We start from the raw sequence: 23,905 nt of genomic DNA, 5'->3' as shown, positions 1-23,905 counted from the left end.
CACGGCTCCCCTTTTCGTTAGGCCTTTTCGCATCAGGCCCCGCCCGCCTGCACCGCAAAGGGCCGCCGGTCACCCCTTCCGCACGACGCAGCGGAAGCCGATATGCGAGGTGGACGTGTCGATCGCTTCGGGATGGCGCGCGGCGGGGCGGTAGCGTTGGCAGTAGTTCGCCGCGCATAGGTGCGAGCCGCCCTTGATGACCTTGCGGCCGATCCTGATCCGCGGCTGCGCGGGGTCGTAGCTGTCCCTCAGCCGGGCGCCGCGCGGATTTTCAAGCTTGCAGCACGAACCTGAGCCGCGCGGAAGCTCGGGCCGGTCGCTCCACCAGTCCTGCGTCCATTCCCAGGTGTTGCCGATCATATCGACGAGGCCATAGCCGTTGGCGGGGAACGTGCCGACCGGAGAAGTACGCTCCCACCCGTCGAGCAACTGGTTGGCGAAGGGAAACAGCCCCTGCCAGTAGTTCGCCATCATCGCGCCGCCGGGCGCCAGTTCGTCGCCCCAGGCATAGTCCGCGCCGTCCAGCCCGCCGCGTGCGGCATACTCGAACTCGGCCTCGGTCGGCAGGTCCTTTCCGGCCCATTCGGCATAGGCCTGCGCATCGGCATAGGCGACCTGCACCACCGGGTGATCCCAGAGGCCAAGGCTCTCGACATCTTCGTCCGGCCCCAGCGGATGCTTCCAGTCCGCGCCGAAAGTGAACTGCCACCAGTTCGCCACATTGCTGGTGTCGACCGGCGACGCGGTCTTGCGGAAGACGAGCGATCCGGCGCGGCCCATCTCGGGCGACATCCCGGGGTAGTCTTTGGGATCGGGCGCGATCTCGGCTAGAGTGGTGTAGCCGGTGGCCTCGACGAAGGCGGCGAACTCCCGGTTGGTCACCGGCGCGCGATCGATCAGGAAAGCATCGACGAAGACCCGGCGGGTGGGCGCTTCCTCGGGGTAGAAGCGGTCCGAGCCCATCGTGAAGGTGCCGGCGGGGATCGCCACCATGCCTTCGCGCAGGCGGGAAGGCTGGGGATCGACGGGTGCGATGTCGATGCTGTCCATGCGATAAGAGCTTTCCTGTCCCCTATTTGCCCTCTACTTACTGCGCGCGGCAGGGCACTTGCAATCGCGCCTTTCGCAACCGGGCCTTTCGCATCCCGGGAGCGGCCGCGACTTCATCGACCGGAGGCCGACCGCAAGGGCGGAGGCGACCCGGTCACGACACGAAAATCAACGGGGGGCTTACGCCTTGCGCGGCTGGATACTGTTTCAGCATGAACTCGACCCGGCGATCCCCGAGGTGCCGGAGGTGTTCCGCTTCCAGGAGGCCGCCGGGGCGCTGGGAGTGGAACTGCACGTCTTCCAGCCCCACCGCTTCGAGCTGGTGGTGGGGACCGGAAGCGACTGGGCGATGAAGTACCAGGGGGCGGCGGTGGAGCGCCCCGACTTCGTGATCTGCCGCACCGGGGCGGAGACGGACTACTTCACGCTGGCGCTGCTGCGCCACATCCAGCGGCGCGGCGTGCGGCTGGTCAACGGGCCCGAGACGATCGAGACCGTTTCCGACAAGCTGCACACGCTCCAGACGCTGAACCGGGCCGGGCTGCCGATCCCGCGCACGATGCTGGGCAATTTCCCCGTCGACATCGATCTGGTCGAGCGCGAACTGGGCTTCCCGGTCATCGTCAAGACGCTGAAGGGAACGCGCGGCGCGGGCGTCCTCAAGTGCGAGGATCGCAGCCAGTTCGAGGACCTTGCCGGCCTTCTCGAAAGCGCAGAGGCGAAGGCGGACTTCATCCTCCAGCACTATGTGCGCGCCAGCCACGGCCGCGATGTGCGCGTGCTTGTGGTGGGCGGGCGGGTCGTCGCCGCGATGGAGCGCCGCTCGCTGACGGGCGGGTTCAAGTCCAACGTGTCGCTTGGCGGAGTGGGCGTTGCATACAACCCGCCGCAGGAGATGGCGGAACTGGCGGTGCAGGCCGCCGACGTGCTGCAACTCGACATCACCGGGATCGACATCCTCTTCGACGAGGATGGCTATCGCATCTGCGAGGCGAACTCGGCGCCCGGCTTCCAGGGGCTCGAGCGGGCGACCGGGATGGACGTGCCCACCGCGATCCTGGAATGGGTCATCGCAACGCAGGACGCCGTGCAAGAGGCTGCGCCCGTCCTTGCCGAAAGCACCGCGCTGGCCGACATGGTCTTCGGCGGGCGCAGCGGCCTTCGCGCGCTGACCGATCGCAATGCGGAGTTCCGCCGCTTTGCCAGCGCGGTGGGCCTTCGCATGATCGCAAGCGGCATCGCCGCCCTGATGCAGGCGAGCTTCCCCGCCCCGCTGGTGGACCGACGCAGCCGCACGGGGCTTGGCCTGCGTTCCCTGTTCGAGGGACGCAGCGCGTCCGAGCTCTCCGTCCACGACGAGCGCGCGCAGGAGCGCACGCTGCTGATCGTGCTGGGCGTCGCCATATGGGCCGCCGTGCTGCCCTGGCTGGCCGGGGCGGAGCCGGTGCTCTCGGGCGTGGTGACGCTTCTGGCGCTTGGCTTCCCGGTCCTGTTCATGCTGACGGCGCCCGCCGGGCGCTTTGGCCGTAAGCGAAGGCGAAAGAGCGGCGCGGGAGGCCACGCATGATCGACTTCTCGGCGATCCCATGGGCGGAGCTTGCCCCCTTCATCGCTGCCGGCTTCTTCGCGCAGCTGGTCGATTCCGCGCTCGGCATGGCTTTCGGGGTGATCGCCAATGCGCTGCTGGTGGTGCTGGGCCTGCCGCCCGCGACCGCCTCGTCCGTCACCCATGCGGTGGAGGGGTTCACCAGCGGCGTCTCGGGCCTGGCCCATGGCCTGCAGCGCAATATCGACTGGCCGCTCTTCGCGCGCCTCGTCATTCCGGGCATCGCGGGAGGAATGCTGGGCGTCTGGGCGCTGACGCACCTGCATCTCACGTTCGTGCGGCCGGTGGTGCTGGTCTACTTCGCGGCGGTGGGCATCTACCTCATGTGGAGCGGCGCACGGCGGGCGCAGGCGTACCGGCGCATGCGCATGGTGGGGCCGCTGGGCTTTGCCTCGGGCTTCCTCGATGCGTTCGGCGGCGCCTGGGGCCCGGTGTCGACAGGCAGCCTCATCGCGCAGGGCATGACCCCGCGCATGGCGGTGGGCACCGTAAACGCGGCAGAGTTCTTCGTGAGCGTGACCGTGCTTTCGGCCTTCGTCGGCTCGCTGGGCGTCCAGTCCTTCGCGATGGCGGCCTCGGGGCTGCTCGTGGGCGGGGTGGTGGCAGCGCCGGTGGGCGCGCTGGTGACGCGGCGGGCGAACCCCAAGATCCTGACGCAGTGGATCGGCGGGGTCATGGTCCTGCTCGCACTGTGGGGACTGGTGGCGCTGGCCTTCGCCCCGGCGCCGCTGCTGCCGGGCGGGAGGTAAGGTTCAGCCCGTGCGCCCCGGCGCTCCTCGCGTGAGGCGCCCGCCGCTCAGCACTTTGGCGGCACGGGGGGCGACGCGCATCAACCCTTGCGCGATTCCCACCACGGCGGCGAGGATCAGGAACGGCTGCGCAAGCAGGTAGAGGGGATAGAGCGGGGAGCCGAGCTTGCCGGTCAGCTGCCCGATCATCGGCCCGAACAGCCACAGCAGAACGAGGTGGGCGCAGAAATAGAAGAACATGTAGGGCTCGATCCGGTGCAGGACCGGCGCCGCCCGGCTTCCCGCCACGGCCCATGCCAGACGCCACACGGCAAGCGAGGCGGCGACGCGCACCGCAAGGTCCAGCGCGGCGGTGGAGGCATCGTCGAAGGGGCGCACGTCGCCCACCGCCGTGTAGAGGTGCAGCGGCATGAGCACGGCGAAGGGCAGCACGACCGGCAACAGCGGCCATGCGGGCACGCGCTCGGCAAGCCCGGCCCGGCGGGCGACGATGCCAAGCGTGAAGAACATCAGGATCGAGGCGCGCAGGATGACCGGCGGGCCAAGCCCCAGCACATGGCATGCTCCCGCGCCGAGCGCGAGGAGAGCAAGGCTCCACGTGGGCATGCGCACGAGCAGCGGCGCAAGCACCATGCACAGGAACAGGTCGCGCAGAAAAGGCATCTGCACGTTGATGTCGGGCGGATGGCTGATGATGAGCACTTCCTGCAGCACCCAGCCGAGCGACTGCGGGACCGGCGCGGCAAGGCCCAGCAGCATCGCCGCGCCCGAGACGAAGGCGATGGCGATGAGGTTCCACAGCACCATCGGCAGCAGGATCGTGCGCGCCTTGCGGGCGATGTGGCTGCGCCATTCGCGCGTGCGGCCCGACCCCGCCACCAGCCATCCGGATATAAGGCCCAGCAGCGGCACCGCGCTGCGCCCGAAGGCTTCCATCAGCACCCAGCGCAGGATTTCCTGCGGCGTGCCGCGCGCGAGTTCGAGGCTGTGCCCGTCAAGCCCCGTCCACGCGTGGACATAGACGACGCCGGTGATGCATACCACGCGCGCGATGCGGATCGCGTCGGAACGCCGCCGCGCTTCTCGCTCGCCGAAAGTCTCGGCAGGGTCGCTCGCCTGTTCGCGGGGCAGGTCGGGTGCGGGTCGGTGAGCGGAATGCGGGATCGCACCGGCAAGGGTCGTTTCAGGCAAGCAGTGTCCCGCTCATGGTTGTCCTCTTCTTCCGCTCTTTTGCATCCACAAACCCGCAAGCGGGCGCGCGGTTGCGGGGTAGGCCAGAGCGCCTCGTGGTAGAGGCTTCGTGATAGGGCCGGGGTAGACCGGCGCGGCCGGAGGGCAAGCGCGGATCGTGCAAGGCGTGCCGCGAACGCGCCGGTCAGGCGTTGAGGCCGCCGTTCACGCTGATAACCTGCCCGGTGATCCGCCGGGCGCCCGCGCTGCACAGGAACAGCGCAAGCGGGGCGATGTCCTCAGGCCCGGGAAGGCCGAGCCCGGCGCGTGCGGCGGCGCGGGCCATCCGCTCGGAACCGAGCGCCTCGGCACTGGCGCTGCCCGCCACGAAGCTAGGCGAGATGACGTGCGCGCGGATGCCGTCGCGCGCCGCCTCCACCGCGAAATTGCGGATGAAGCCGATGGTGCCCGCCCGCGCCGCCCCGATCAGCGTCTGGCGCGGCGCCGCGTAGATCCCGGCGTCCGAGACGAAGGCGATCAGCGTGCCGCCCTGCTGCGAAATGTAGGGGTAGGCCGCGTGGGCAAGCCGCTCGACCCAGCCGACAGAGACATTGAGGAAATCGCCGAAGACATCGGGCGCGGTCTCGGGAAACAGGCCGGTGATGCCTTCGGGACCAGTGGCCGTGCAGTCGATCACGGCATCGATCCGCCCGAACTGTTCGGCAACTTCGGCCACCAGCACTTCGGCGGCATCCTCTTCCCGCAGGTCGGCGACGAACCCGTCGAGCGTGCCGAGAGGCGCCATGCCGGCGACGAGGGCCTGCACTTTGTCCGGACTGCGCCCGTGGAGCGCCACGCTCCACCCCTCGTCCAGCGCCATGCGCGCGATCGCGCTCCCGATCGAACCGGAACCCCCGGCGACGAGGAGCACGCCGCGCTCCATCATGGCCGGCCCGTCATGGCCGGAGCCTCGCCGAAGGCGCGCCGGGACGCGGGAGGGATCGCCCGCGCAAGCGTCAGTCGCTTTCGAATGCGGCGCGCATGTCGTCGGGCGCGAGGTCGGAGAACTTGGTGATCCGCGCCTCGAAGCGCAGGCGCACCTTTCCGGTGGCGCCGTGGCGCTGCTTGGCGATGATGAGCTCGGAAAGGCCGGTGACCTCCTCCATCTTCTGGCGCCAGGTTTCCCACTTGTCCTTGACGTCAGGGCCGTCCATGTCACTCGGGAACTTGGGCTCGGTCGCCTTGACGTAGTAGTCCTCGCGATAGACGAACCAGACCATGTCGGCGTCCTGCTCGATCGAGCCGGATTCGCGAAGGTCGGACAGCATCGGCCGCTTGTCCTCGCGCTGTTCCACCGCGCGGGACAGCTGCGAGAGCGCGATCACCGGCACGCTCAGTTCCTTTGCCAGCGTCTTCAGCCCGCGCGAGATTTCCGAGATCTCGTTCACGCGGTTGTCGTTGGCGCGGCCCGAGCCCGTCAGCAGCTGCAGGTAGTCGATGATGACGAGGCCGATGTTGTGGCGGCGCTTCAGGCGACGCGCGCGGGTGCGCAGGCCCGCGATGGTGAGGCCGGGGGTATCGTCGATGTAGAGCGGCAGTTCGGCAAGCCGCTGGCTGGCGAAGGACAGCTGCTGGAAATCTTCGCGGCTGATCTTGCCCATGCGCAGCGCTTCGGAGCTGATGTTCGACTGCTCGGCCAGGATACGCGTGGCCAGCTGGTCGGCGCTCATTTCGAGGCTGAAGAAGGCAACCGGAGCGCCGACCGACTTCTCGGGCGCGATGCCGTCGCGCTCGGTGTCGTCGACATAGCGCTGGGCGGTGTTGAAGGCGATGTTGGTGACGAGCGAGGTCTTGCCCATGCCCGGGCGGCCGGCAAGGATAATGAGGTCGGAATCGTGCAGGCCGCCGATCTTCTGGTTGACCGAGGTCAGGCCCGTGGTGCGGCCCGAGATGTGGCCGCCCGAGTTGAACGCCTTCTCGATCGCCTGGATCGCGGTGCGCGTGGCGACGCCGAAGCTCTGCGCCTCGCTGGCGGTGGCGGCGCCTTCGGCCACCTGGTAGAGCGCGGCTTCGGCGCGTTCGATCTGCTCCTGCGGCTCCACCGATTCGGAGGTGTCCATCGCGCTCTCGACGAGGTTGCGCCCCACCGAGATCAGTTCGCGCAGGAGCGCCAGGTCGTAGATCTGGTCCGCCAGCTCGCGCGGGGCCAGCAGGCCCTGGCCGTCCGCCGTCAGCCGCGCGAGGTACGAGACGCCGCCCAGCGCCTTCAGCGCTTCGTCGGCCTCGAAATAGGGGCGCAGCGTGACGGGCGTGACCACCGCCTTGCGGTCGAGCAGCTGAAGGATACGCTCGTAAAGGCGCGCGTGGACGGGTTCGAAGAAGTGCTGCGGCCCAAGCTGCGTCTGCAGTTCCTCGATCACGCGGTTGTCGATCAGCACCGCGCCGAGGAAGGCGGCTTCCGCCTCGACGTTCGCGGGAAGGGCGCGCACGGCGGCCGGAGCGCCGTCATCGGCGCGGACGAGAAGATCTTGCTGGGCCATAAGCGCGGCACAATGCTCGCGGCGAGTGAATCGGGCAAGCCGGGGCAAGGCCGATATTAATCCACAAGCTGTGGAAGGCCCGGGGATCGCCCTGACAGAGCTGGCGGCCGGCGCGGCTTGTTGCATGCTTGCACCGGCCCGGGCGCTTGTTGCCGATATGTATCGCAAGCCCACTTCCCCCCCATGCCGCAAGCGCGTAAAGGCTCCACGATCATGGCGGACCCGCGCATCTCCCACATCGAGCTCGACGATGCGACCATCCTGTGGCGCAACGCGGACATCGAGCAGGAGCGGCGCATCGCGATCTTCGACCTGATCGAGGACAACGTGTTCCGCCCCTTGCGGGCGAGTGCGGCCGGGCACGAGGGCCCCTACCGCCTGCGCCTTGCAGTGCGTGACGGCCGCCTCAGCCTCGACATTTCCGCCGACGATGGGACGGCCCTGGAAACCCTTGTGCTGGGCCTTGGCCGCTTCCGCCGCCCGATCCGCGAATACTTCGCGATATGCGAAAGCTACTACCAGGCGATTCGCAAGGCGAGCCCGCAGGAGATCGAGACGATCGATATGGCCCGGCGCGGTGTCCACAACGAGGCCGCCGAGCTGTTGATCGACCGCCTCCACGGCAAGGTCGAGACGGACCATGCCACCGCGCGCCGCCTCTTCACGCTGATCTGCGTCCTCCACATCCGCGGTTGAGGGCAGGGCGATGGCGGCAAGGAAGGGCGGCGGATCCGCAAAAGGCGGCGCATCTTCGAAAGGGGATTGGCGCCTGCGCCTGCTGGGCGCGCTGGTGCTGGCGGCTATCGGGGCGGGCGCATGGGGCTGGTGGCACTTGCGCCACTGGACGCCGGAGCGCGGCGTCTACGCGGTACAGGGCGTGGAGATCGGCGCGGACGACGGCGAGGTCAGCTTCAGTGCGTTGAAGGCGATCGGCGCGGATTTCGCCTATGTCGATGCCAGCGCCAGCGCTTTCGCGCGCGACCCCCGCTTCGTCGAGAACTTCGAGGCGGCGCGGGCGGCCGGGATGGAGGTGGGCGCGCTCCACCGCTACGACCCGTGCCAGCCCGCCGGAACCCAGGCGGCGAACTTCGTCACCACGGTTCCGCGCGACGCGCGCCTGCTGCCGCCGGCAGTCGAGCTCGACATGCTGGCCGATGCCTGCCCGGTGCGGGTCAGCGACGCCAGAGTGGAAAGCGAACTCATGACGTTCCTGAACCAGGTGGAGACGCATACCGGCAAGCCGGTGATCCTCAAGGTGACGCCGCCGTTCCAGTCGCGCTATGCCGTCGCCCACAAGCTCGACCGCAACCTGTGGCTGGTGCGCGACCGGTTCGAGCCGGCGTATGGCGGGCGGCCCTGGGCGCTGTGGACGGCGAACTCCGCGCTCGCCACCGAGGTTGCGCAAGATGGCCTGCGCTGGGTAGTGATGCAGCCATGAGCGATACCTGCCAGACCCTGATCGCCGCCGCGCGCGAGGCCGCCGGCTCTGCCTATGCCCCCTATTCGCGCTTCCACGTGGGCGCGGCGCTGCTGATGGCGGACGGCTCGATCGTCACCGGCGCCAACGTGGAGAACGCGAGCTACGGGCTTTCCCTCTGCGCCGAGACGGTGGCCGTGGCCAAGATCCTGTCCGGCAGCCGGGGGGCGGTGCAGGCCGTGGCGGTCACCGGCGGCGCTCCGGGAGAGGCGGGGCAGGGCGAGCATGTCACCCCCTGCGGTCGGTGCCGACAGGTGCTGAACGAGATCGCGCAGGTGGGCGGCACCGACCCGGTGATCTGGTGCGACGGCGCTACAGGCCCTCTGGAGATGCGCCTTTCCGAGCTGCTGCCGCGCGCTTTCGGGCCCGCGAACCTGCTCTGAGCCGCAGCCGGCGAGCGGCAAGGGAGGCCATCGCCGCGCCGTGAGCGAGGATCGCTCCGTCGCAGCCATATTGTCTATCGCTAAACTTGAGAAAACATCCGTTTCCAGTCGGGACACGGACAGAGTCGACCGGCGGAAAGTCCAAGCAACTGGAGATTCCCATGGCAACCCCTCACAATCCCCATGCCGAGCCATCCACTCCCCTCGTGCTGCTGGTGCCGGGGAGGCCGCTGGCGCCGGGGCACTGGATGCATCGCTGGGCGCGGATGAGCGAGCATAGCGAAGTGCTGGAACTCGGCCTCTGGGACGAGCCGCATCGCAATACCTGGGTCAACAAGCTCAATCTCGCGATCCGGCGTGCGGACCGCCCGGTGGTGGTGGTGACCGACGACATCGCGGCGCTGGCGCTTGCCTGGTGGGTCGAGTTCGAGCATGTGGCGGCAGTTGGCGCCGTGCTTGGGCCCATGCCCGGCCCTGTATTGGGCCCCGTACTGGGCGCAGTGATGGTGGGCGTGCCCAACGTGGACCTGCCGGGTGCCGACCCGCGCCTCGCCCGCTTCGGAGCCTGCCCGCGCCAGCCGCTGCCTTTCCCTTCGTTCCTCGTTACCGATCTTGGTGCAGAGGCGGCGCACCAGCGCGCCGCCGCGCGTCTGGCGCAGGACTGGGGCGCGTCCCCGGTGTCCGACGATACGCGGGGCGGCTGGGCTCCGGGATGGCTGCTCGTCCAGGAACTGCTCGGCACGCAGCCTGCCGGAACCCTGCGCCCGCACTGGACGCGCGACGAGAATCTCGCGGTCAGAGAGGTGCTGCGCCAGTGGGCTGGCTTCTGACCTTGACTTTGTGAACCATTTAGGTTATACGCCGCAGCATCGATTGCGATCCTTGGATCACGATCGAGCAAAGCGGCGGGCCGGGAGCGTGTAGCTGACGCTTCCTTCGTTCCCGGCGCGGTCGGCGCTTCGGTCGTGGACACCGGAACAGCCACAAAGGGATGCGTGGACGAAGATGGGGGTATGCCCTCAGGGAAGACGGCATGGGATGCGAGCCCTGCCCGTCACCCCCGCGCACCGCACGGGCTCGGCTCTCGGGAGTTTTTCATCGCCTCTCCCGGGGCCCTCGGCGAACAAAAGGCCTGAAACCGGCAGCCCTTGCGTGATGCCCGCAAGGAACCCCAGCGCCGACCGCCTCGCCGTCCGCTGAACCTTTCCCCGGCGTTACCCCGCACTCGCCAGCGGGCGATAAGGCGTGCCTTGCACGACCTCTGCGCCTCAGGCGCCTTCGCGCTCCACCAGCCATTCCAGCAGCGCGCCCATGCAGTCGCGGCCCAGCTGCGCCGAGCGTTCGGGGCTCCAGCCCTGCCGCGTGTCGGCGGCGGGGTTGTGATCCTTGAAAGGCATCTCCAGCGTCATCGACACCGCGCCGAAGCGCTCGGCCAGCTGGTTCGTCGACATCGTGAGATTGCCCGTGCCCGGCCGCGTCAGCGGGTAGCCGAGCTTGGTCTGGAAGTCCGGCGTACGGCGTTCCAGCAGCGCGGCATAGCGGTTGTAACCGGCCAGCTGCTCTTCCTTGAGCGAGGGGATGCCTTCGAACCCTGCGAGGAAGACGGCGGGGATCGCCTCGTCGCCGTGCACGTCCATCGCGAAGTCGACGCCGCTCTCGTCCATCGCGCCGCGCAGGGCCACGATCTCGGGAGAGCGCGATGCGCTCGGCTCCGCCCACTCGCGGTTGAGGTTCACGCCCGCGGCATTGGTCCGCAGGTGTCCCCGGCGCGAGCCGTCGGGATTGACGTTGGGCACGACATGGAAGCGGCAGCGCCTGCGCAGTTCGCGGCCCACCGAATCGGCCGGATCGGTGAGCAGGTCGAGCGCGCCTTCCATCCACCACTGCGCCATCGTCTCGCCCGGGTGCTGGCGGCCGTAGAGCCAGACCTGCACCGGACCCGAGCCCATCTCCAGACAATCGATCGGCTGCCCATCGAGGCTGAGGCCGAGCGAGCGGTGCGCCACCCCTTCCGCTCCGGCGGCATCGGCCACGAGATCGTGGTGCCGCTCCATCGAATAGGGCGCGAAGTACGCGAACCAGGCAAGATCACCTTCGGGCCTGTAGCGGACGGTGAGCGTGCCGCCGTCCAGCCCCTCGTCGTAGCGGCTCTCGGCGCGGCCCCAGAACTGGCGGTCTTCCGAAACGACCGCATCGTATCCGGGCCACCCGCCCGGATAGGCCGAGGCGCCGAGCCCGGTGATGCGCAGCGTCAGCTCACGCCCCGCCGCGCCGCTCACCCGGAAGTGGAACCACTGGAAGAACTCCGACTGGTGATCCTTCCGGATCGCGAGGCGGGCGTCGGTGCCGTCGACCGACAGGACTTCGATGTTGCCCGCGTCGAACGCGGCGGTGATGCTGATCTCGTTCATTTTACCTGGATAGTTTCGCCCGACCGTCCCGGGAACCCCTTGAACAGCGCTTCCGTCATTTTTGCCGAGCCGAGAGGGGCCTGGGCGAGCGGCGAATCGGCGCGGACGACGAATTCGGCCCGGCCTTCCCACAAGGCAGTCGCCGTGGCCGGCGCGGCGCGCTCGCGGATGGCGACGAACATGCGCGTGCCGATCTGGTCCTTGGGCGGTCCTGACAGGTCGAAGCCGAGGCCAAGCCCCACGCCCGAGCCATACCCGCCGGTCGCGCCGCCCACGCCGACCGACACGGGCCCGCGCTCGCGCTGCGGCTTGAAGGTCTGCCGCTCGAGCGTGAGCAGCGCCACCTGCGCGCTGGGCGCCTGTCCCGGCAGCACCTCGGTATAGCCAAGCTTCGTCAGCTCGCGCGCGACCGAACCGGCGTAAGTGCGGAACTCCAGCGAATCGGCTTGGCCCTGGGCCGGCTCCACCGTGATCGTGCCACGACCGAGCCGCGTGATGTCGGGCGCGTGGAAACGCGTGACTTCCACCGGCCCCACCGGCGCGACGCAGGCGGAAAGCGCGAGCGCCGCCGCGGCGGGAAAGAATGCGGCAAATGTACGCCTCGAGGCAAGTGTACGTCTCGCGGTAAGTGTGCGCTTCGTCATCGTTCCTCTCCAGCCCGTCCACGCCTGCCAGTGCATCCTCGCGCCGGCTTCCACAAGCCGCGCGATCGGTCGCGGTCTACCGGCAAACCCTCAGGAGATCGCAGATGTTCCTTGCGGTTTCCCCAGATCAGCCTTCGCGGCCGGTGCCCGGCACCGCGATGGCGTCGGCCTTGGGAAATTCGTCGAACAGCACGCCCGCGAGCTTCGTCGCGATCATGGTGTCGTTCCACTTGTCGTCGCCCTCGCGCGTGGCGATCGTGGCATAGCCTTCCCACAGGACCTTGCCGCTCTCCTTCTCGACGATGCGCGCGTCGAGCCGGGTGGAGAGGAGCGCCGTGCGCGGCTTGGTAAGATCGACGTTGATGCCAAGTCCGTAGGACTGGCCGTAGGTGCCCACTTCCATCGCCGCCGTGCCGCTGACCGGGCTGCGCTTCTCCTCGGCCGGGGCGAGGACCTGGCGCGAGATGCGCAGTGTGGCGGTCTGCGGCTGCGGCACGTCGGGATGAAGCGTGTCGTAGCCTGCGCCCACCAGCGCATCGACGATGGCGGCCTCGAACGTCCGGCGCGTGCCCGCATCGACCCAGCTTCCCTGACCCGATTCGCTCTCGACCGAGACCGGCCCCTTGCCGAGTTCGGCCGCGGCAGCGGGGTCGGTGGAAACAAAGCGGCTGACCTCCACCTGTCCTTCGCGCGAATCGCGGGAGGAGCGGGAATCTCGGCGCGGCGAATCGAGCATCGAGCCGCGTCCTCCACTCCAGCCGCGCCCTCCGCTCCAGCCGGGGCCGCCCCAGCCGGGCCCCCACTGGGCATGGGCGGCAGGGGCCGCGAGCAGGATCGCGGCGGTGGCGGCAAGCAGCGCCGTGCCCTTGAACATGTGCATGATGGCTTTCGTTTCGTCCGGATTTTGGTGGAGTCGCGCCCGGAGGATCGTTATGGGGGAGGCAACTTGCCCGTCGATGAACGGGAAGGCCAGCGCACCTCTCGCCGCCGCGTGACTTGGGCGGGAAAAGCGCAGGCCGCTTGACTTTGCATGCGCCGGCCACTAACGGCGCCACTTCGAATTTCCGGCGGTCGGTAACCGCCAAGGCCACACGGACGAGACAGACAATGAAGATTCGCAACAGCCTGAAGTCGCTCAAGGACCGCCACCGGGACAACCGCGTGATCCGTCGTCGCGGCCGCACCTACGTCATCAACAAGACGAACCGCCGCTTCAAGGCCCGCCAGGGCTGATCCGTTTCGCCGGGCTCGCCGCTTGTGGCGGGCGCTGCCTGGCGGATGGCTTCGCGCGCGAAGCATGAGGCCCCCGCCGATCGCGGGGGTCTTGTCATGTCTGCCGTTCCCTTATCTGCGCCGGTCGAGGCGGTCGTCTTCGACGTGGGCCGCGTGCTCGTCCAGTGGGACATGCGCGCGCTGTTCGGCCAGCTGATCGCCGACGAGGGCGAGCTTGACCGCTTCCTGTCCGAGATCGTTTCGGAGGAATGGCATTTCGAGCATGACGCCGGCCGCGATCTTGCCGAGATGGTCGCTGCCCGCAAGGCCGAGTTCCCCGGCCACGACCACCTTCTCGACGCCTACGCCACCCGCTTCGGCGAGACCCTGCCCGGCGATGTGCCCGGCACGCACGAGATCGTGCGGGAGCTTGCCGGGCGCGGCGTCCCGCTGTTCGCGATCACCAATTTCGCCAGCCCCTTCTGGCGCGACTACCGCGCGGGCGAAGCGCTGTTCGACCTGTTCGCGGACATCGTCGTCTCGGGCGACGAGAAGATCGTAAAGCCCGACGCGCGCATCTTCGACCTCGCTGTCCGGCGCTTCGGGCACGCCCCCGGCGCGATGCTGTTCATCGACGACAATGCGGCCAACATCGCGGCGGCCCACGGGCTGGGCTGGCAGGTGCACCACTTCCACGACGCGGCCGCCCTGCGCGCCGACCTTGCGAGACGGGGCCTGCTCGGCTGATGCGTTGCACAATTGCGTGCACCCCGTTGCCGTAATTATCTTCGCAGGCGCAGCGGTAATCCTTGGCAAGCATTCATCCCTGTTGCACAACTTGTGTAACAGGGAGTCATGATGTCGGCTGTGAGCGGTACGAATTTCGACGAGATGCTCGATGCGGATGGTTCCGTCCGTCCCGCTTACGCAGAATTCCGCGATTGGTTCGATGGTCAGGACAAGGCGTGGCTCCAGCGCCAGGACGCGGAGGCGGAGCGGTTCTTCCGCCGCATTGGCATTACTTTCAACGTCTATGGCGATGATGCCGCGGAAGAGCGGCTGATCCCATTCGACATGATCCCGCGCATCATCACCGCGCGCGAATGGCGCAAGCTGACGCGCGGGATCGAACAGCGCGTAAGAGCGCTCAACGCCTTCCTGCAGGACCTGTACCACAGGCAGGAGATCATCCGCTCGGGCCGCCTGCCGATCGAGGCGCTGCGCAACAACGAGGCTTTCCTCACCCAGATGATCGGCTTCACGCCGCCGGGCGGGGTCTATACGCACATCGTCGGGATCGACCTCGTCCGCACCGGGCCGGACGACTTCATGGTGCTCGAGGACAACGCCCGCACGCCGTCCGGCGTCTCGTACATGCTCGAGAACCGCGAGACGATGATGGCGATGTTCCCGGAGCTGTTCACCCGCATCCCGGTGCGTCCCGTGTCGGACTATCCGCGCCGCCTTGCCCGGTCGCTGCGCGCCTGCGCGCCGCCCGCCTTCCGGGGCGACAAGGGCAGCCGTCCGGTGGTGGCGGTGCTGACGCCCGGCATCTTCAATTCCGCCTACTTCGAGCACGCCTTCCTTGCCGACCAGATGGGCGCCGAACTGGTGGAGGGCAACGACCTTCGCGTGGTGGACGGGCGCGTGTGCATGCGCACGACCACGGGGTACAAGGCGATCGACGTGATCTATCGCCGGGTGGACGACGACTTCCTCGACCCGCTCAGCTTCAATCCCGCCTCGCAGCTGGGGATCGCAGGCATCTTCGACGTCTACCGGGCGGGCGGCATCACCATCGCCAACGCGCCCGGCACCGGCATCGCCGACGACAAGGCGATCTACAGCTACATGCCGGAGATCGTCGAGTTCTATACCGGCGAGAAGCCTATCCTCCAGAACGTGCCCACGTGGCGCTGCTCGGAGGCGGATTCGCTCGGCTACGTGCTCGACAACCTCGCCGACCTGGTCGTCAAGGAAGTCCACGGTTCGGGCGGCTACGGGATGCTCATCGGCCCCACCTCCTCGAAGAAGGAGATCGCCGAGTTCGAGGCGAAGCTGCGCGCCAAGCCGGCGAACTACATCGCCCAGCCCACGCTTTCGCTCTCCACCGTGCCGATCTTCCAGAAGGAGGGCCTGGCCCCGCGCCACGTGGACCTGCGGCCCTTCGTCCTCGTCTCGCCGGACGGCATCGACATAACGCCGGGCGGGCTCACCCGCGTGGCGCTCAAGAAAGGATCCCTCGTGGTCAACTCGTCGCAGGGCGGAGGCACCAAGGACAGCTGGGTGCTGGACGAGTGATGGGGGGCGCACTGTAATGCTGGGTCGTGCCGCAAACGGCGTATTCTGGATGTCGCGTTACCTCGAGCGGGCGGAGAACACCGCGCGCCTGATCGACGTGGGTTTTCACCTCGCGCTGACCCGGGGCAGCCGCCAGTCGCAGGACGAGGAGTGGAAATCCGTCCTCACCACCACCGGCCTCCTCGACGACTACTGCGCGAAGCACGCCGACTTCGCCGGGCACCAGGTGTTCAACTACCTGCTGCGCGACCGCGACAATCCGGGCTCGGTGCTGTCGATGGTGGAGAATGCGCGCACCAACGCCCGCGTCGTGCGCACCAGCCTCACCAACGCGGTGTGGGAGACCACCAACGAGGGATGGATGCACCTGCGCGACCTGCTGGCGCGGCCCGTGCGCGAGACCAACCTGGGCGAGGTGCTGACCCAGATCCGCCGCACGGGAACGCTCGTGCGCGGCGCCATCGAAGGCACCATGCTGCGCAACGAGGTGTTCAACTTCTCGCGCATCGGCACCTTCATCGAACGGGCGGACAACACCGCGCGCATCCTCGACGTCAAGTACTACGTCCTCCTGCCAAGCGCAGCATGGGTGGGCTCCAGCCTCGACAACGTGCAGTGGGACACGCTGCTGCGCTCGGTGGCGGGCAACCGCGCCTATTCCTGGCTCAACGCGGGATCGATGGACCCGCGCGGCATCGCCCGCTTCCTCATCCTCGACGGGCAGTTCCCGCGCAGCCTGATCTTCTCCTACGAGAAGATCCGCAGCAACATGGCGGGCCTTGCCAAGCAGTACGGCCACGAAGTGCCCGCGCACGAACTGCTGCGCGATGCCGGCGCGCGCCTCCACCAGCTCACCATCGAGGAGATCTTCGAGGGCGGGCTGCACGAATTCCTGCAGGACTTCATCGGCAAGACCATCGAGATCGGCAACGCCATCGCCGCCGATTACCGTTTCAACGCGTAGGAGGGACCGTGCTCCTCACAGTCAAGCACACCACCCGCTACACTTTCGCAGGAGAGGTCACGCACGGCCTCCAGCGCCTGCGGCTCAAGCCCAAGTCCACCCACGGGCAGGAAGTGGTGGACTGGCGCATGGAACTGGACGGCGCGCTGCCCGAAGCGGCCTACGACGACCAGCACTTCAACCACGTGGACCTGGTCTCGATCCGGCCCGGCGCGCCCGAGGTCGTCGTCACGTGCGAGGGGACGGTCCGCACCGTCGACAACAACGGCATCACCGGGCCGCACACCGGGCTCATGCCGCTCTGGTGCTTCCTGCGGCCGACGCCGCTGACCCGCCCGGGATCGCGCGTGCGCCAGATGCTCGCCTCGATCGAGGCAGACCGCTCGGATGTGCTGGGTTTCCTCCACGTTCTGTCGACGCGCATCGGCGAGATGGTGGAGTATGTCGCGGGCGCCACCGACGCGCACACCACGGCCGAGCAGGCGCTGGCGGCGGGCAAGGGCGTGTGCCAGGACCATGCGCATATCATGATCGCCGCGGGGCGGCTGCTCGACGTGCCGATGCGCTATGTCGGTGGATACCTGCGCATGGACGGGCAGACCGAGCAGGAAGCCGGGCATGGCTGGGCCGAGGCGCACGTGGCGGGGCTGGGCTGGATCGGCTTCGACGTCTCGAACGCGATCTGCCCGGACGAGCGGTATATCCGCGTCGCCACCGGCTGCGACTATGCCGAGGCGGCGCCGATCACGGGTATCGCGATGGGAGCGGGGGAAACCCGGCTCGACGTTCATTTGTCGGTAGGCGAGGATGGGGTACAGGCCCAGCAGCAGCAGTCCGCTTCCGGCGGGCAGCAACAGGTGCAGGGCGGCTGAAAGGGCCGCCCGAAAGTTCGCGCCGGTCTCGCCACGAGAAAAGGCGGGGCGGGTCACGGGTTGGCAAGGGCTTTTGATTCGATGACCTACTGTGTTGGCATGATGCTCGATCGCGGGCTCGTCCTGATGAGCGACACCCGGACCAACTCGGGCGTCGATAACATCTCGACCTTCCGCAAAATGTACCACTGGGAGATCCCCGGAGAGCGGATCATCACCGTGATGACCGCGGGCAACCTGGCGACGACGCAGGGCGTCATCAGCCAGCTTGAGGAACGCAACAAGGCCCCGTCCGAGCGGCACAACTCGCTGCTCGAGGCGCCCACGATGTTCAAGGTCGCCTCTATCGTGGGCAACCTGCTGCAGGATACGATCGAGGAACGCGCGGCCGACAACGGGCAGAAGGCAGGGGCGGGCACCTTCAGCGCCTCGATGATCGTGGCCGGGCAGATCAAGGGCATGGAGCCGCGCCTGTTCCTCGTCTACCCCGAAGGCAACTTCATCGAGGCCAGCTTCGACACGCCCTTCTTCCAGATCGGCGAGACCAAGTACGGCCGCCCGATCCTGATCCGCGGCTACGACCGGGGCATGAGCTTCGAGAGCGCGATCAAGCTGATGACCGTCTCGTTCGATTCGACGCTGAAGGCCAATCTCTCGGTCGGCCTGCCGCTCGACCTGCTGGTGATCGAGCGGGACAACTTCACCCCACGGCACGAACGCCGGATAGACGCTTCGGACCCCTACTTCGCCTCGGTCTCGGCCAGCTGGAGCGAGGCCCTGCGCAGCGCGCTCGACGGGCTGCCGGACTACCGGATGGAGCCTGCCGTGCGCCCGGTGGCGGAACGCCGCGGGTAACAGCGTCCGCGCCGGGAGCGCTGCAGGCCTAGGCCGCGCCCTCCCGCCCGGGCATCCGCGCGGTGTCCCAGACCAGCGGCAGGTTGCGGATCGAGAGCAGGCCCGGGAACACCGAGGTATCCGAGCCCGGCTTCGGTGCGAACTCGGGGATACGCGCGAACCATTCCTCCAGCAGCACGCGCAGCTCGCGCCGGGCGAGGTGAGCGCCCAGGCAGATGTGGACCCCGCCCACGAAAGTGAAGTGCCGGTTGGCCCGGCGCTCCGGATCAAAGGTGCGCGGGTCCTCGAAGCGGGCCGGGTCGAAGTTTCCGGCCGGGTTCAGGCACTGCACCGAATCGCCTTTGCGGATCTGCACCCCGTGCCATTCAAAATCGCGCGTCGCGGTCCGGGTGGAGGAGAGGATCGGCTGCGTGCGCAGGAATTCCTCTACCGCACCGTTGATGAGCGCCGGGTTCTCGCGGATGCGGCGCTGGATGTCGGGCTGGAGGGCCATGCGGCGGAACATCTGCGCGATCGTGGCCGCCACCGTGTCGAGACCGCCGAGCCACAGGAACCAGACCATGCCGATCTTCTCGTCCTCGGTCGGCGCGCGGCCCTGGATCTTGCCGTGGGCGATGGAGGAGACGAGGTGCTCGTCCGGGTTGGCCTCCTTCTCGGCGATGAAGGCGCGCAGGAAATCGAGCACGCCGCGCAGCGCCGCCTGCATCTTCTCCAGCGTGCCCGAATGCAGGATGTCCCACTCCCAGTCGAGGAACTGCTCGAACATCTTCTCCGGAAAGCCCATCAGGCTCATGAAGATGCGCACCGGATAGACGCGGCCGAAGTCCCAGGCCATGTCCACCTCGCCCTTGTCGGCCACGGCGTCGATCATCTCGACCACCACCTTGCGGATGCGCGGCTCGATGTCGCGCGTGATGCGCGCCGGACTGAAGTGGGGCATGAGGTAGAGGCGGTACTTGGAATGATCCGGCGGGTCGATCGCCAGCGGGATCGACTTGAACGTCTCCCCGATCAGGCGCTGGAATTCCGCCGTTCCCGCGTTCGAAAAATGGTCGTTGTCGCAATAGACGCGGTCGATATCCTCGTAATGCGAGACCACCCAGTTCCCCCGCCGCGAACCCGAGATCGCGCCGAGGCCCGAGCGCACTGGCGGATTGTAGAGCAGGCGGGGGATGTCCGGCCCGTTGAGCCAGGCGAAGGGCTCGTAAGGATCGACAAGATCGTTGGGATTGCTGCCGTTCGCGAACGAGAGGTCGACGATGCGGTCTCTGGGCACATTGTCCGGAGCGTCGAACTCCACCCGGATGTCGTCTAGCGTTCGCGCCTGTGTCATGGTGTCGTCTCTCCCAGACCGGGGATTGCCCGATGGGGCCCTGGCCCGCAAGCCCGGGACCTTGCCGGAAGCGGCACCGCCCGCCGCTGCCGCGCCTCCCATCGCCACTCATCGTCTCGGCGTTGCCCTGCGCAATTGTATTCGCCCGGCCCGGTTGCGAAACGAGGATCATTGGATTTTGGGAGAATCGTTATGGCCGATGCAGACTCCGACGCCGGGGAACGGGCGCAGTCGGCGCGCAAGTACTGGTCCGCCGAAGGGTACACCGACGGGGGCGTGATCCGCGAGGTCGATTATGCCTCGCAGTCCGGGGGCCTCCACCCGATGTTCGAGGGCATCAAGATCGTCGACACCGACACCCACATCACCGAGGCGCCCGACCTGTTCACCTCGCGCGCGACGGGGGAGTGGAAAGCGAAGATGCCGCGCGTGGAGCGGATCGACGGCACCGACCGCTGGTTCGTGGGCGACCGCGATTTCGGGACGCTGGGCGGCAACGTCATCCGCGCCGACAACAACAAGCTCCTCGGCCGCCTCGCTTTCCCCAAGCTGGAACAGGCGCACCCGGGCGGGCACGAAATGAAGGCCCGCCTGCAGGCGATGGACGACATGGGCGTTTATGCCCAGATCTGCTTCCAGAACTCGGGCGTGACGCAGGCCGGCGCGCTGATGAGCCTGGGCGATCCCGAACTCGCCCTGCGCGTCGTCCAGATCTACAACGACGCCTCGGCCGAATTCCAGGAGGCGTCCGGCCAGCGCATCTTCAACATGGCGCACCTGCCCTTCTGGGACCAGAAGGCGCTGGAGACGGAAGCGCGGCGCTGCCACGAGATCGGCCTCAAGGGCTTCGTCCTGCCCGACACGCCCGAACGGGTGGGCGTGCCCAGCTTCAACCACGACTACTGGACCCCGTTCCTTGAGATGTGCGACGCGACGGGCATGCCGCTGAACTTCCACCTCAACGCGGCGATCGATCCGAACACGCTGACCTGGGAAGGCTTCAAGTTCGAGCAGACCCTGTCCGTTGTGGCGACGATGTTCTCCATTGGCAACGCGGCGACGCTCGGCAACTGGATGGTATCGGGTCGGCTCGATCGCCATCCCGGCCTCAAGATCGGTCTCATCGAAAGCGGCGCGGGCTGGGTGCCTTTCGCGGTCGAGGCGCTGGAGCACCAGTTCCGCGAGATGCTGCCGATCATGCGCGACGTGCTGAGGAAGCAACCCTGGGACTACTTCCGCGACCACTTCTTCTGCACCTTCTGGTTCGAGAAGATCGCCCCCAAGTACCTGCTCGAGATCATTGGCATCGACAACGTCATGTTCGAGACCGACTTCCCGCACCCGACCTCGCTTTATCCCGGCGTGCAGGAACACCTGAAGGACGTGCTCGGCGGCTACAGCCACGAAGTGCGCAAGAAGGTGCTGCAGGACAACGCGGTCAGGCTATACAACCTGCCGTTCTGATCGGACGCGCCCCTTGCCGTGACGGGAGGCCGGCGCCATCATCGGCTTCCTGCGCGGGGAGAGGGGGTATCATCAGGGCAGCGTAGACGGAATGGCGGCGTGATCATGGAGGCCGCAGGCGCACTCAGGAATAAGTTGCGTCCCGCGTCGAAAAGGAAATACTATCGGCCAAATCCGGCATCGGTGGCGGCAGGGCGATGACGATCAGATGCGGCATTGGCGCCGCTCGCAGTAAAGCTGCTGCAACATGGAACGCGCAAGACCTGCAAGGGCCTTCCCGATGGCCTTTGCACGACCCACCCTTCTGTTGTGAATGCGGATTTCCTGAACGCCATCCAGACCGATCAGCGACCAGAAAGGCCTTTGCCCATGATCCTGCTGCTGGCCCTTGCCATGGGTATCATCGCCGGACTTCGTGCCTTCACGCCGCCGGCTGCGATCAGTTGGGCGGCCTGGCTGGGCGTGCTGGACCTTGGCGACACGGGGCTGGCGTTCCTGGGCTATCGCTTCACGCCCTGGATACTCACCCTTGTCGCCGCTCTGGAACTGGTGGGCGACCAGCTTCCCCGCACGCCGAGCCGCAAGGTTCCCTCGCAGTTCGGAGCGCGGTTGATCTCGGGCGCGTTCTGCGGCGCGGCGATCGGCCTGCCTTCGGGCGCATGGGTGGCCGGTCTGGTGGCCGGGCTGATCGGCGCGGCCATCGGCACGTATGGCGGCGCTGCCCTGCGCGCGGCCCTGGCCCGCAGCCTGCGCAGCGACCGGCCCGCCGGCCTGATCGAGGACGTGCTGGCGCTCGTCGTCGCGATCCTGGTGGTGCAGGCCCTATAGCGAGACTTTGGACATGAGCGAGACTTTCGACGCGATCATCATCGGCGCCGGGCAGGCCGGACCCGCGCTCGCAGGCCGGCTGACCGGAGCGGGGCAGCGTGTCGCCCTGGTCGAGCGGGACCGTATCGGCGGAACCTGCGTCAACACCGGCTGCACGCCCACGAAAGCGATGGTGGCAAGCGCCCATGCCGCACACCTCGCCCGGCGCGCCGCGGGATACGGCGTCTCTACCGGTGCCGTCGCGGTCGATCTCGCCTCGGTCGTTCGCCGGGCGCAGACCATTTCGGCCAACGCGCGCGAGCGGAACGAGAAGTGGCTCGGCGCGATGGAGGGGCTGACGATCGTGCGCGGCTCCGCCCGCTTCACCGCGCCCGGAACGATCGCGGTGGGTGAGCGGACGCTGACAGCGCCGCGCATCTTCCTCAATGTCGGCGGACGGCCTTCGCGCCCGTCCATGCCGGGGCTGGAACAGGTGGAGACGCTCGACAACGCGTCGTTGCTGACGCTCCGGGAACTGCCGGAGCATCTGGTGGTGGTCGGCGGCAGCTACATCGGGCTGGAGTTCGCACAGATGTTCCGGCGCTTCGGCGCACAGGTGACGGTGGTGGAAATGGGGCCGCGCCTGCTCGCCCGCGAGGACGAGGACATCAGCGCCGAAATCCGCACGATCCTGGAAGGTGAGGGTATCGCCGTGCGGACCGGCGCCAAGTGCATCAGCTTCGCGCCTCACACCGGGGGCGTGGCGGTGGGCGTCGAGTGCAGCGAGGGCGAGCCGCAGGTCATCGGCAGCCATGTGCTGCTGGCCGTGGGCCGCACGCCCAACACCGATGACCTCGGCCTTGAGAATGCCGGCATCAAGGTGGACGAACGCGGCTATGTTGAGGTCGACGATCGGTTGCAAACCAGCGCTCCGGGCGTGTGGGCGCTGGGCGACTGCAATGGTCGGGGCGCGTTCACGCACACCGCCTGGAACGACTTCGAGATCGTCGCGGCGAACCTGCTGGACGGAGAGGATCGCCGCGTGAGCCTGCGCGTGCCCGGCTATGCGCTTTACATCGATCCTCCGTTGGGACGAGTGGGGATGACCTTTGCGCAGGCGCGCGCGAGCGGGAAGCCGCTTCTGGTCGCGACGCGGCCAATGTCGCGCGTCGCCCGCGCGATCGAAAAGGGAGAGACGCAAGGCCTCATGAAAATCGTCGCCGATGCCGCGACGCGCCGGATTATGGGCGCGGCCATCCTGGGGACCGGAGGCGACGAGGCGATCCACGGCATCCTCGACATGATGAACGCGGACGCGCCGCTGGACGATCTTCGCTGGGCAGTGCCCATCCACCCCACGGTCTCGGAACTGATCCCGACGGTGCTGCTGGAACTCAAAGCCGAAGAGTAGCGGCGCGGGCCGCGCCTGGTAGCAGGCGCCCGGAGGTCCGCAGACCTCCGGGCCGTTCTCCCTCATCGATGCGACCCGAGAAGGCTCAACGTCGTGGACGAGACCGGCGGCGACAGAGGGGGGAAGCGCCGGCCGGTCAACAGGCAGAAAATATCTGCACCACGCTGCAATCACGGCACTAGCAATCACAACCTGTACGCCTGCTTAACCAGCGCCACGCCTGCGCTACCGGGGCCGCCGGCTGCCCTTGGGCGAAGCCTGATCGCCGCCATTCCTGCCTCCGGGAGAAGCGACAGGCGAGTGCAGTTTCGCCCCGGAAGTCGTTCGCGACGAGGCGTGAAGCGCCGGAAAACTCGCTGGGCCGTGCTTTTTTGCGCATGGTGCCCCGCCGTTTGATCGCTTGCGCACGCACCGTTTTGCCGCTTGCGTCGGCCCGGGATTCGCCGAAGCTGGAGGTGCAAGGGAGAGCGGCGGCCCGATAATCGCGGCTTTCGGCTCGATCTTGCGTCAATGCAAAACAGAAAATACCGCCGGCGGCGGCCGAAAGCCATCGCACGGGGGACAAAGACAAGAACAGGTTCAGGGAAAAGCAGGTGTGCCGCGGTGATCCAGGGTCACCGCGGCCGACGCCCGGCAGCGGTCGAAAGTCGCGCCAG

Annotated in this window: 23 protein-coding genes; 15 read left to right on the top strand and 8 right to left on the bottom strand. The window is 67.8% G+C overall.

All coding sequences use genetic code 11. The annotated features are described in order from the left end of the window. Nucleotides 1-69 precede the first annotated feature (69 nt). Nucleotides 70-993 carry a formylglycine-generating enzyme family protein gene (locus GR702_RS12035; protein ID WP_160986242.1) on the bottom strand — a complete coding sequence of 308 codons (924 nt, stop codon included), beginning with the start codon at nt 991-993 and terminating at the stop codon, nt 70-72. Nucleotides 994-1,237: 244 nt separating this feature from the next. On the opposite strand from GR702_RS12035, the gene GR702_RS12030 reads away from it, so the two are divergent. Together GR702_RS12030 and GR702_RS12025 are read left to right on the top strand one after the other, a co-directional pair. Beyond that, nucleotides 1,238-2,617 (top strand): ATP-grasp domain-containing protein, encoded by a 1,380-nt coding sequence (locus GR702_RS12030; RefSeq protein ID WP_160986139.1) that lies wholly within the window; start codon nt 1,238-1,240, stop codon nt 2,615-2,617. Further along, nucleotides 2,614-3,405 (top strand): sulfite exporter TauE/SafE family protein, encoded by a 792-nt coding sequence (locus GR702_RS12025; RefSeq protein ID WP_160986138.1) that lies wholly within the window; start codon nt 2,614-2,616, stop codon nt 3,403-3,405. Before GR702_RS12030 ends, GR702_RS12025 begins: the two co-directional genes overlap by 4 nt. Before the next feature lie 3 nt (nt 3,406-3,408). On the opposite strand, the gene GR702_RS12020 is transcribed toward GR702_RS12025, so the two are convergent. The 3 genes from GR702_RS12020 to GR702_RS12010 all read right to left on the bottom strand — a co-directional run bounded on the left by GR702_RS12020 (nt 3,409) and on the right by GR702_RS12010 (nt 7,115). Beyond that, nucleotides 3,409-4,536 (bottom strand): acyltransferase family protein, encoded by a 1,128-nt coding sequence (locus GR702_RS12020; protein ID WP_160986241.1) that lies wholly within the window; start codon nt 4,534-4,536, stop codon nt 3,409-3,411. A 244-nt stretch (nt 4,537-4,780) separates the two neighbouring features. Next, a complete protein-coding gene (locus tag GR702_RS12015) occupies nt 4,781-5,521 on the bottom strand; it encodes an SDR family NAD(P)-dependent oxidoreductase (protein ID WP_160986137.1) in 741 nt (246 codons plus the stop codon). Between the two features lie 70 nt (nt 5,522-5,591). Beyond that, nucleotides 5,592-7,115: a replicative DNA helicase gene (locus GR702_RS12010; protein ID WP_160986136.1), complete on the bottom strand. Its 1,524-nt coding sequence runs from the start codon at nt 7,113-7,115 to the stop codon at nt 5,592-5,594. Nucleotides 7,116-7,328: 213 nt separating this feature from the next. Between GR702_RS12010 and GR702_RS12005 the strand changes: the two genes are divergently transcribed. The 4 genes from GR702_RS12005 (at nt 7,329) to GR702_RS11990 (ending at nt 9,805) form a co-directional block, all read left to right on the top strand. Further along, nucleotides 7,329-7,811: a UPF0262 family protein gene (locus GR702_RS12005; RefSeq protein WP_160986135.1), complete on the top strand. Its 483-nt coding sequence runs from the start codon at nt 7,329-7,331 to the stop codon at nt 7,809-7,811. Nucleotides 7,812-7,821: 10 nt separating this feature from the next. Next, nucleotides 7,822-8,553 (top strand): glycoside hydrolase family 25 protein, encoded by a 732-nt coding sequence (locus GR702_RS12000; protein WP_160986134.1) that lies wholly within the window; start codon nt 7,822-7,824, stop codon nt 8,551-8,553. After that, entirely contained in the window at nt 8,550-8,975 is a 426-nt protein-coding gene (locus GR702_RS11995) for a cytidine deaminase (protein ID WP_160986133.1), read from the top strand. Before GR702_RS12000 ends, GR702_RS11995 begins: the two co-directional genes overlap by 4 nt. Before the next feature lie 161 nt (nt 8,976-9,136). Then, nucleotides 9,137-9,805 (top strand): RBBP9/YdeN family alpha/beta hydrolase, encoded by a 669-nt coding sequence (locus tag GR702_RS11990; protein ID WP_160986132.1) that lies wholly within the window; start codon nt 9,137-9,139, stop codon nt 9,803-9,805. Nucleotides 9,806-10,243: 438 nt separating this feature from the next. Here the strand turns inward: GR702_RS11990 and GR702_RS11985 are convergent, their stop codons facing one another. The 3 genes from GR702_RS11985 to GR702_RS11975 form a co-directional block, all read right to left on the bottom strand. Continuing rightward, entirely contained in the window at nt 10,244-11,386 is a 1,143-nt protein-coding gene (locus tag GR702_RS11985) for a M14 family metallopeptidase (RefSeq protein ID WP_160986131.1), read from the bottom strand. After that, nucleotides 11,383-12,030: a DUF4136 domain-containing protein gene (locus GR702_RS11980; protein WP_160986130.1), complete on the bottom strand. Its 648-nt coding sequence runs from the start codon at nt 12,028-12,030 to the stop codon at nt 11,383-11,385. The genes GR702_RS11985 and GR702_RS11980 overlap by 4 nt, the downstream gene beginning before the upstream one ends. A 127-nt stretch (nt 12,031-12,157) precedes the next feature. Further along, a complete protein-coding gene (locus tag GR702_RS11975; protein WP_237449687.1) occupies nt 12,158-12,910 on the bottom strand; it encodes a hypothetical protein in 753 nt (250 codons plus the stop codon). Between the two features lie 227 nt (nt 12,911-13,137). Here GR702_RS11975 and ykgO point away from each other — a divergent pair, with 227 nt between their 5' ends. The 6 genes from ykgO to GR702_RS11945 all read left to right on the top strand — a co-directional run bounded on the left by ykgO (nt 13,138) and on the right by GR702_RS11945 (nt 18,234). After that, nucleotides 13,138-13,263, top strand: coding sequence for a type B 50S ribosomal protein L36 (gene ykgO, locus GR702_RS11970; protein WP_003046794.1), 126 nt, complete (start codon nt 13,138-13,140; stop codon nt 13,261-13,263). 96 nt (nt 13,264-13,359) lie between these two features. Beyond that, nucleotides 13,360-13,989, top strand: coding sequence for an HAD family hydrolase (locus GR702_RS11965; RefSeq protein ID WP_160986129.1), 630 nt, complete (start codon nt 13,360-13,362; stop codon nt 13,987-13,989). A gap of 111 nt (nt 13,990-14,100) precedes the next feature. Next, the gene (locus GR702_RS11960; RefSeq protein ID WP_160986128.1) at nt 14,101-15,543 is read left to right on the top strand and encodes a circularly permuted type 2 ATP-grasp protein; all 1,443 of its coding nucleotides are present in this window, start codon (nt 14,101-14,103) and stop codon (nt 15,541-15,543) included. 16 nt (nt 15,544-15,559) lie between these two features. Then, complete coding sequence (locus GR702_RS11955; RefSeq protein ID WP_160986127.1) at nt 15,560-16,507, top strand: alpha-E domain-containing protein; 948 nt, start codon at nt 15,560-15,562, stop codon at nt 16,505-16,507. Nucleotides 16,508-16,515: 8 nt separating this feature from the next. After that, on the top strand, nt 16,516-17,379 hold the full coding sequence (locus tag GR702_RS11950) for a transglutaminase domain-containing protein (RefSeq protein WP_160986126.1): 864 nt from the start codon (nt 16,516-16,518) through the stop codon (nt 17,377-17,379). An 81-nt stretch (nt 17,380-17,460) separates the two neighbouring features. Next, nucleotides 17,461-18,234, top strand: a complete 774-nt coding sequence (locus GR702_RS11945) for a proteasome-type protease (RefSeq protein ID WP_160986125.1) — start codon at nt 17,461-17,463, stop codon at nt 18,232-18,234. 28 nt (nt 18,235-18,262) lie between these two features. Here GR702_RS11945 and GR702_RS11940 read toward each other — a convergent pair whose 3' ends face one another. Next, on the bottom strand, nt 18,263-19,567 hold the full coding sequence (locus tag GR702_RS11940; protein ID WP_160986124.1) for a cytochrome P450: 1,305 nt from the start codon (nt 19,565-19,567) through the stop codon (nt 18,263-18,265). A gap of 192 nt (nt 19,568-19,759) precedes the next feature. On the opposite strand from GR702_RS11940, the gene GR702_RS11935 reads away from it, so the two are divergent. The 3 genes from GR702_RS11935 (at nt 19,760) to GR702_RS11925 (ending at nt 23,249) form a co-directional block, all read left to right on the top strand. Then, complete coding sequence (locus tag GR702_RS11935) at nt 19,760-21,031, top strand: amidohydrolase family protein (protein ID WP_160986123.1); 1,272 nt, start codon at nt 19,760-19,762, stop codon at nt 21,029-21,031. Nucleotides 21,032-21,400: 369 nt separating this feature from the next. Beyond that, complete coding sequence (locus tag GR702_RS11930; RefSeq protein ID WP_160986122.1) at nt 21,401-21,859, top strand: DUF4126 family protein; 459 nt, start codon at nt 21,401-21,403, stop codon at nt 21,857-21,859. A 13-nt stretch (nt 21,860-21,872) separates the two neighbouring features. Further along, nucleotides 21,873-23,249, top strand: a complete 1,377-nt coding sequence (locus tag GR702_RS11925) for an FAD-containing oxidoreductase (protein WP_160986121.1) — start codon at nt 21,873-21,875, stop codon at nt 23,247-23,249. Nucleotides 23,250-23,905 lie beyond the last annotated feature (656 nt).

The organism is Novosphingobium silvae (genome assembly GCF_009856825.1).
Lineage (GTDB): Bacteria > Pseudomonadota > Alphaproteobacteria > Sphingomonadales > Sphingomonadaceae > Novosphingobium > Novosphingobium silvae.
Note: the sequence above shows the minus strand (reverse complement) of the source record. Positions and strands in the feature narration are given on the sequence as shown.

Bases quoted from the DNA above. Each gene is read 5' to 3' on its own strand.
- GR702_RS11975 (WP_237449687.1), bottom strand. From the start codon at position 12,910: ATGCACATGTTCAAGGGCACGGCGCTGCTTGCCGCCACCGCCGCGATC.
- GR702_RS11925 (WP_160986121.1), top strand. From the start codon at position 21,873: ATGAGCGAGACTTTCGACGCGATCATCATCGGCGCCGGGCAGGCCGGA.
- GR702_RS11935 (WP_160986123.1), top strand. From the start codon at position 19,760: ATGGCCGATGCAGACTCCGACGCCGGGGAACGGGCGCAGTCGGCGCGC.
- GR702_RS12035 (WP_160986242.1), bottom strand. From the start codon at position 993: ATGGTGGCGATCCCCGCCGGCACCTTCACGATGGGCTCGGACCGCTTC.
- GR702_RS12025 (WP_160986138.1), top strand. From the start codon at position 2,614: ATGATCGACTTCTCGGCGATCCCATGGGCGGAGCTTGCCCCCTTCATC.
- GR702_RS12010 (WP_160986136.1), bottom strand. From the start codon at position 7,115: ATGGCCCAGCAAGATCTTCTCGTCCGCGCCGATGACGGCGCTCCGGCC.
- GR702_RS11960 (WP_160986128.1), top strand. From the start codon at position 14,101: ATGTCGGCTGTGAGCGGTACGAATTTCGACGAGATGCTCGATGCGGAT.
- GR702_RS11985 (WP_160986131.1), bottom strand. From the start codon at position 11,386: ATGAACGAGATCAGCATCACCGCCGCGTTCGACGCGGGCAACATCGAA.
- GR702_RS11940 (WP_160986124.1), bottom strand. From the start codon at position 19,567: ATGACACAGGCGCGAACGCTAGACGACATCCGGGTGGAGTTCGACGCT.
- GR702_RS11945 (WP_160986125.1), top strand. From the start codon at position 17,461: ATGACCTACTGTGTTGGCATGATGCTCGATCGCGGGCTCGTCCTGATG.
- GR702_RS12005 (WP_160986135.1), top strand. From the start codon at position 7,329: ATGGCGGACCCGCGCATCTCCCACATCGAGCTCGACGATGCGACCATC.
- GR702_RS11965 (WP_160986129.1), top strand. From the start codon at position 13,360: ATGTCTGCCGTTCCCTTATCTGCGCCGGTCGAGGCGGTCGTCTTCGAC.
- GR702_RS11955 (WP_160986127.1), top strand. From the start codon at position 15,560: ATGCTGGGTCGTGCCGCAAACGGCGTATTCTGGATGTCGCGTTACCTC.
- GR702_RS11990 (WP_160986132.1), top strand. From the start codon at position 9,137: ATGGCAACCCCTCACAATCCCCATGCCGAGCCATCCACTCCCCTCGTG.
- ykgO (WP_003046794.1), top strand. From the start codon at position 13,138: ATGAAGATTCGCAACAGCCTGAAGTCGCTCAAGGACCGCCACCGGGAC.
- GR702_RS12015 (WP_160986137.1), bottom strand. From the start codon at position 5,521: ATGATGGAGCGCGGCGTGCTCCTCGTCGCCGGGGGTTCCGGTTCGATC.
- GR702_RS11930 (WP_160986122.1), top strand. From the start codon at position 21,401: ATGATCCTGCTGCTGGCCCTTGCCATGGGTATCATCGCCGGACTTCGT.
- GR702_RS12000 (WP_160986134.1), top strand. From the start codon at position 7,822: ATGGCGGCAAGGAAGGGCGGCGGATCCGCAAAAGGCGGCGCATCTTCG.
- GR702_RS11995 (WP_160986133.1), top strand. From the start codon at position 8,550: ATGAGCGATACCTGCCAGACCCTGATCGCCGCCGCGCGCGAGGCCGCC.
- GR702_RS11980 (WP_160986130.1), bottom strand. From the start codon at position 12,030: ATGACGAAGCGCACACTTACCGCGAGACGTACACTTGCCTCGAGGCGT.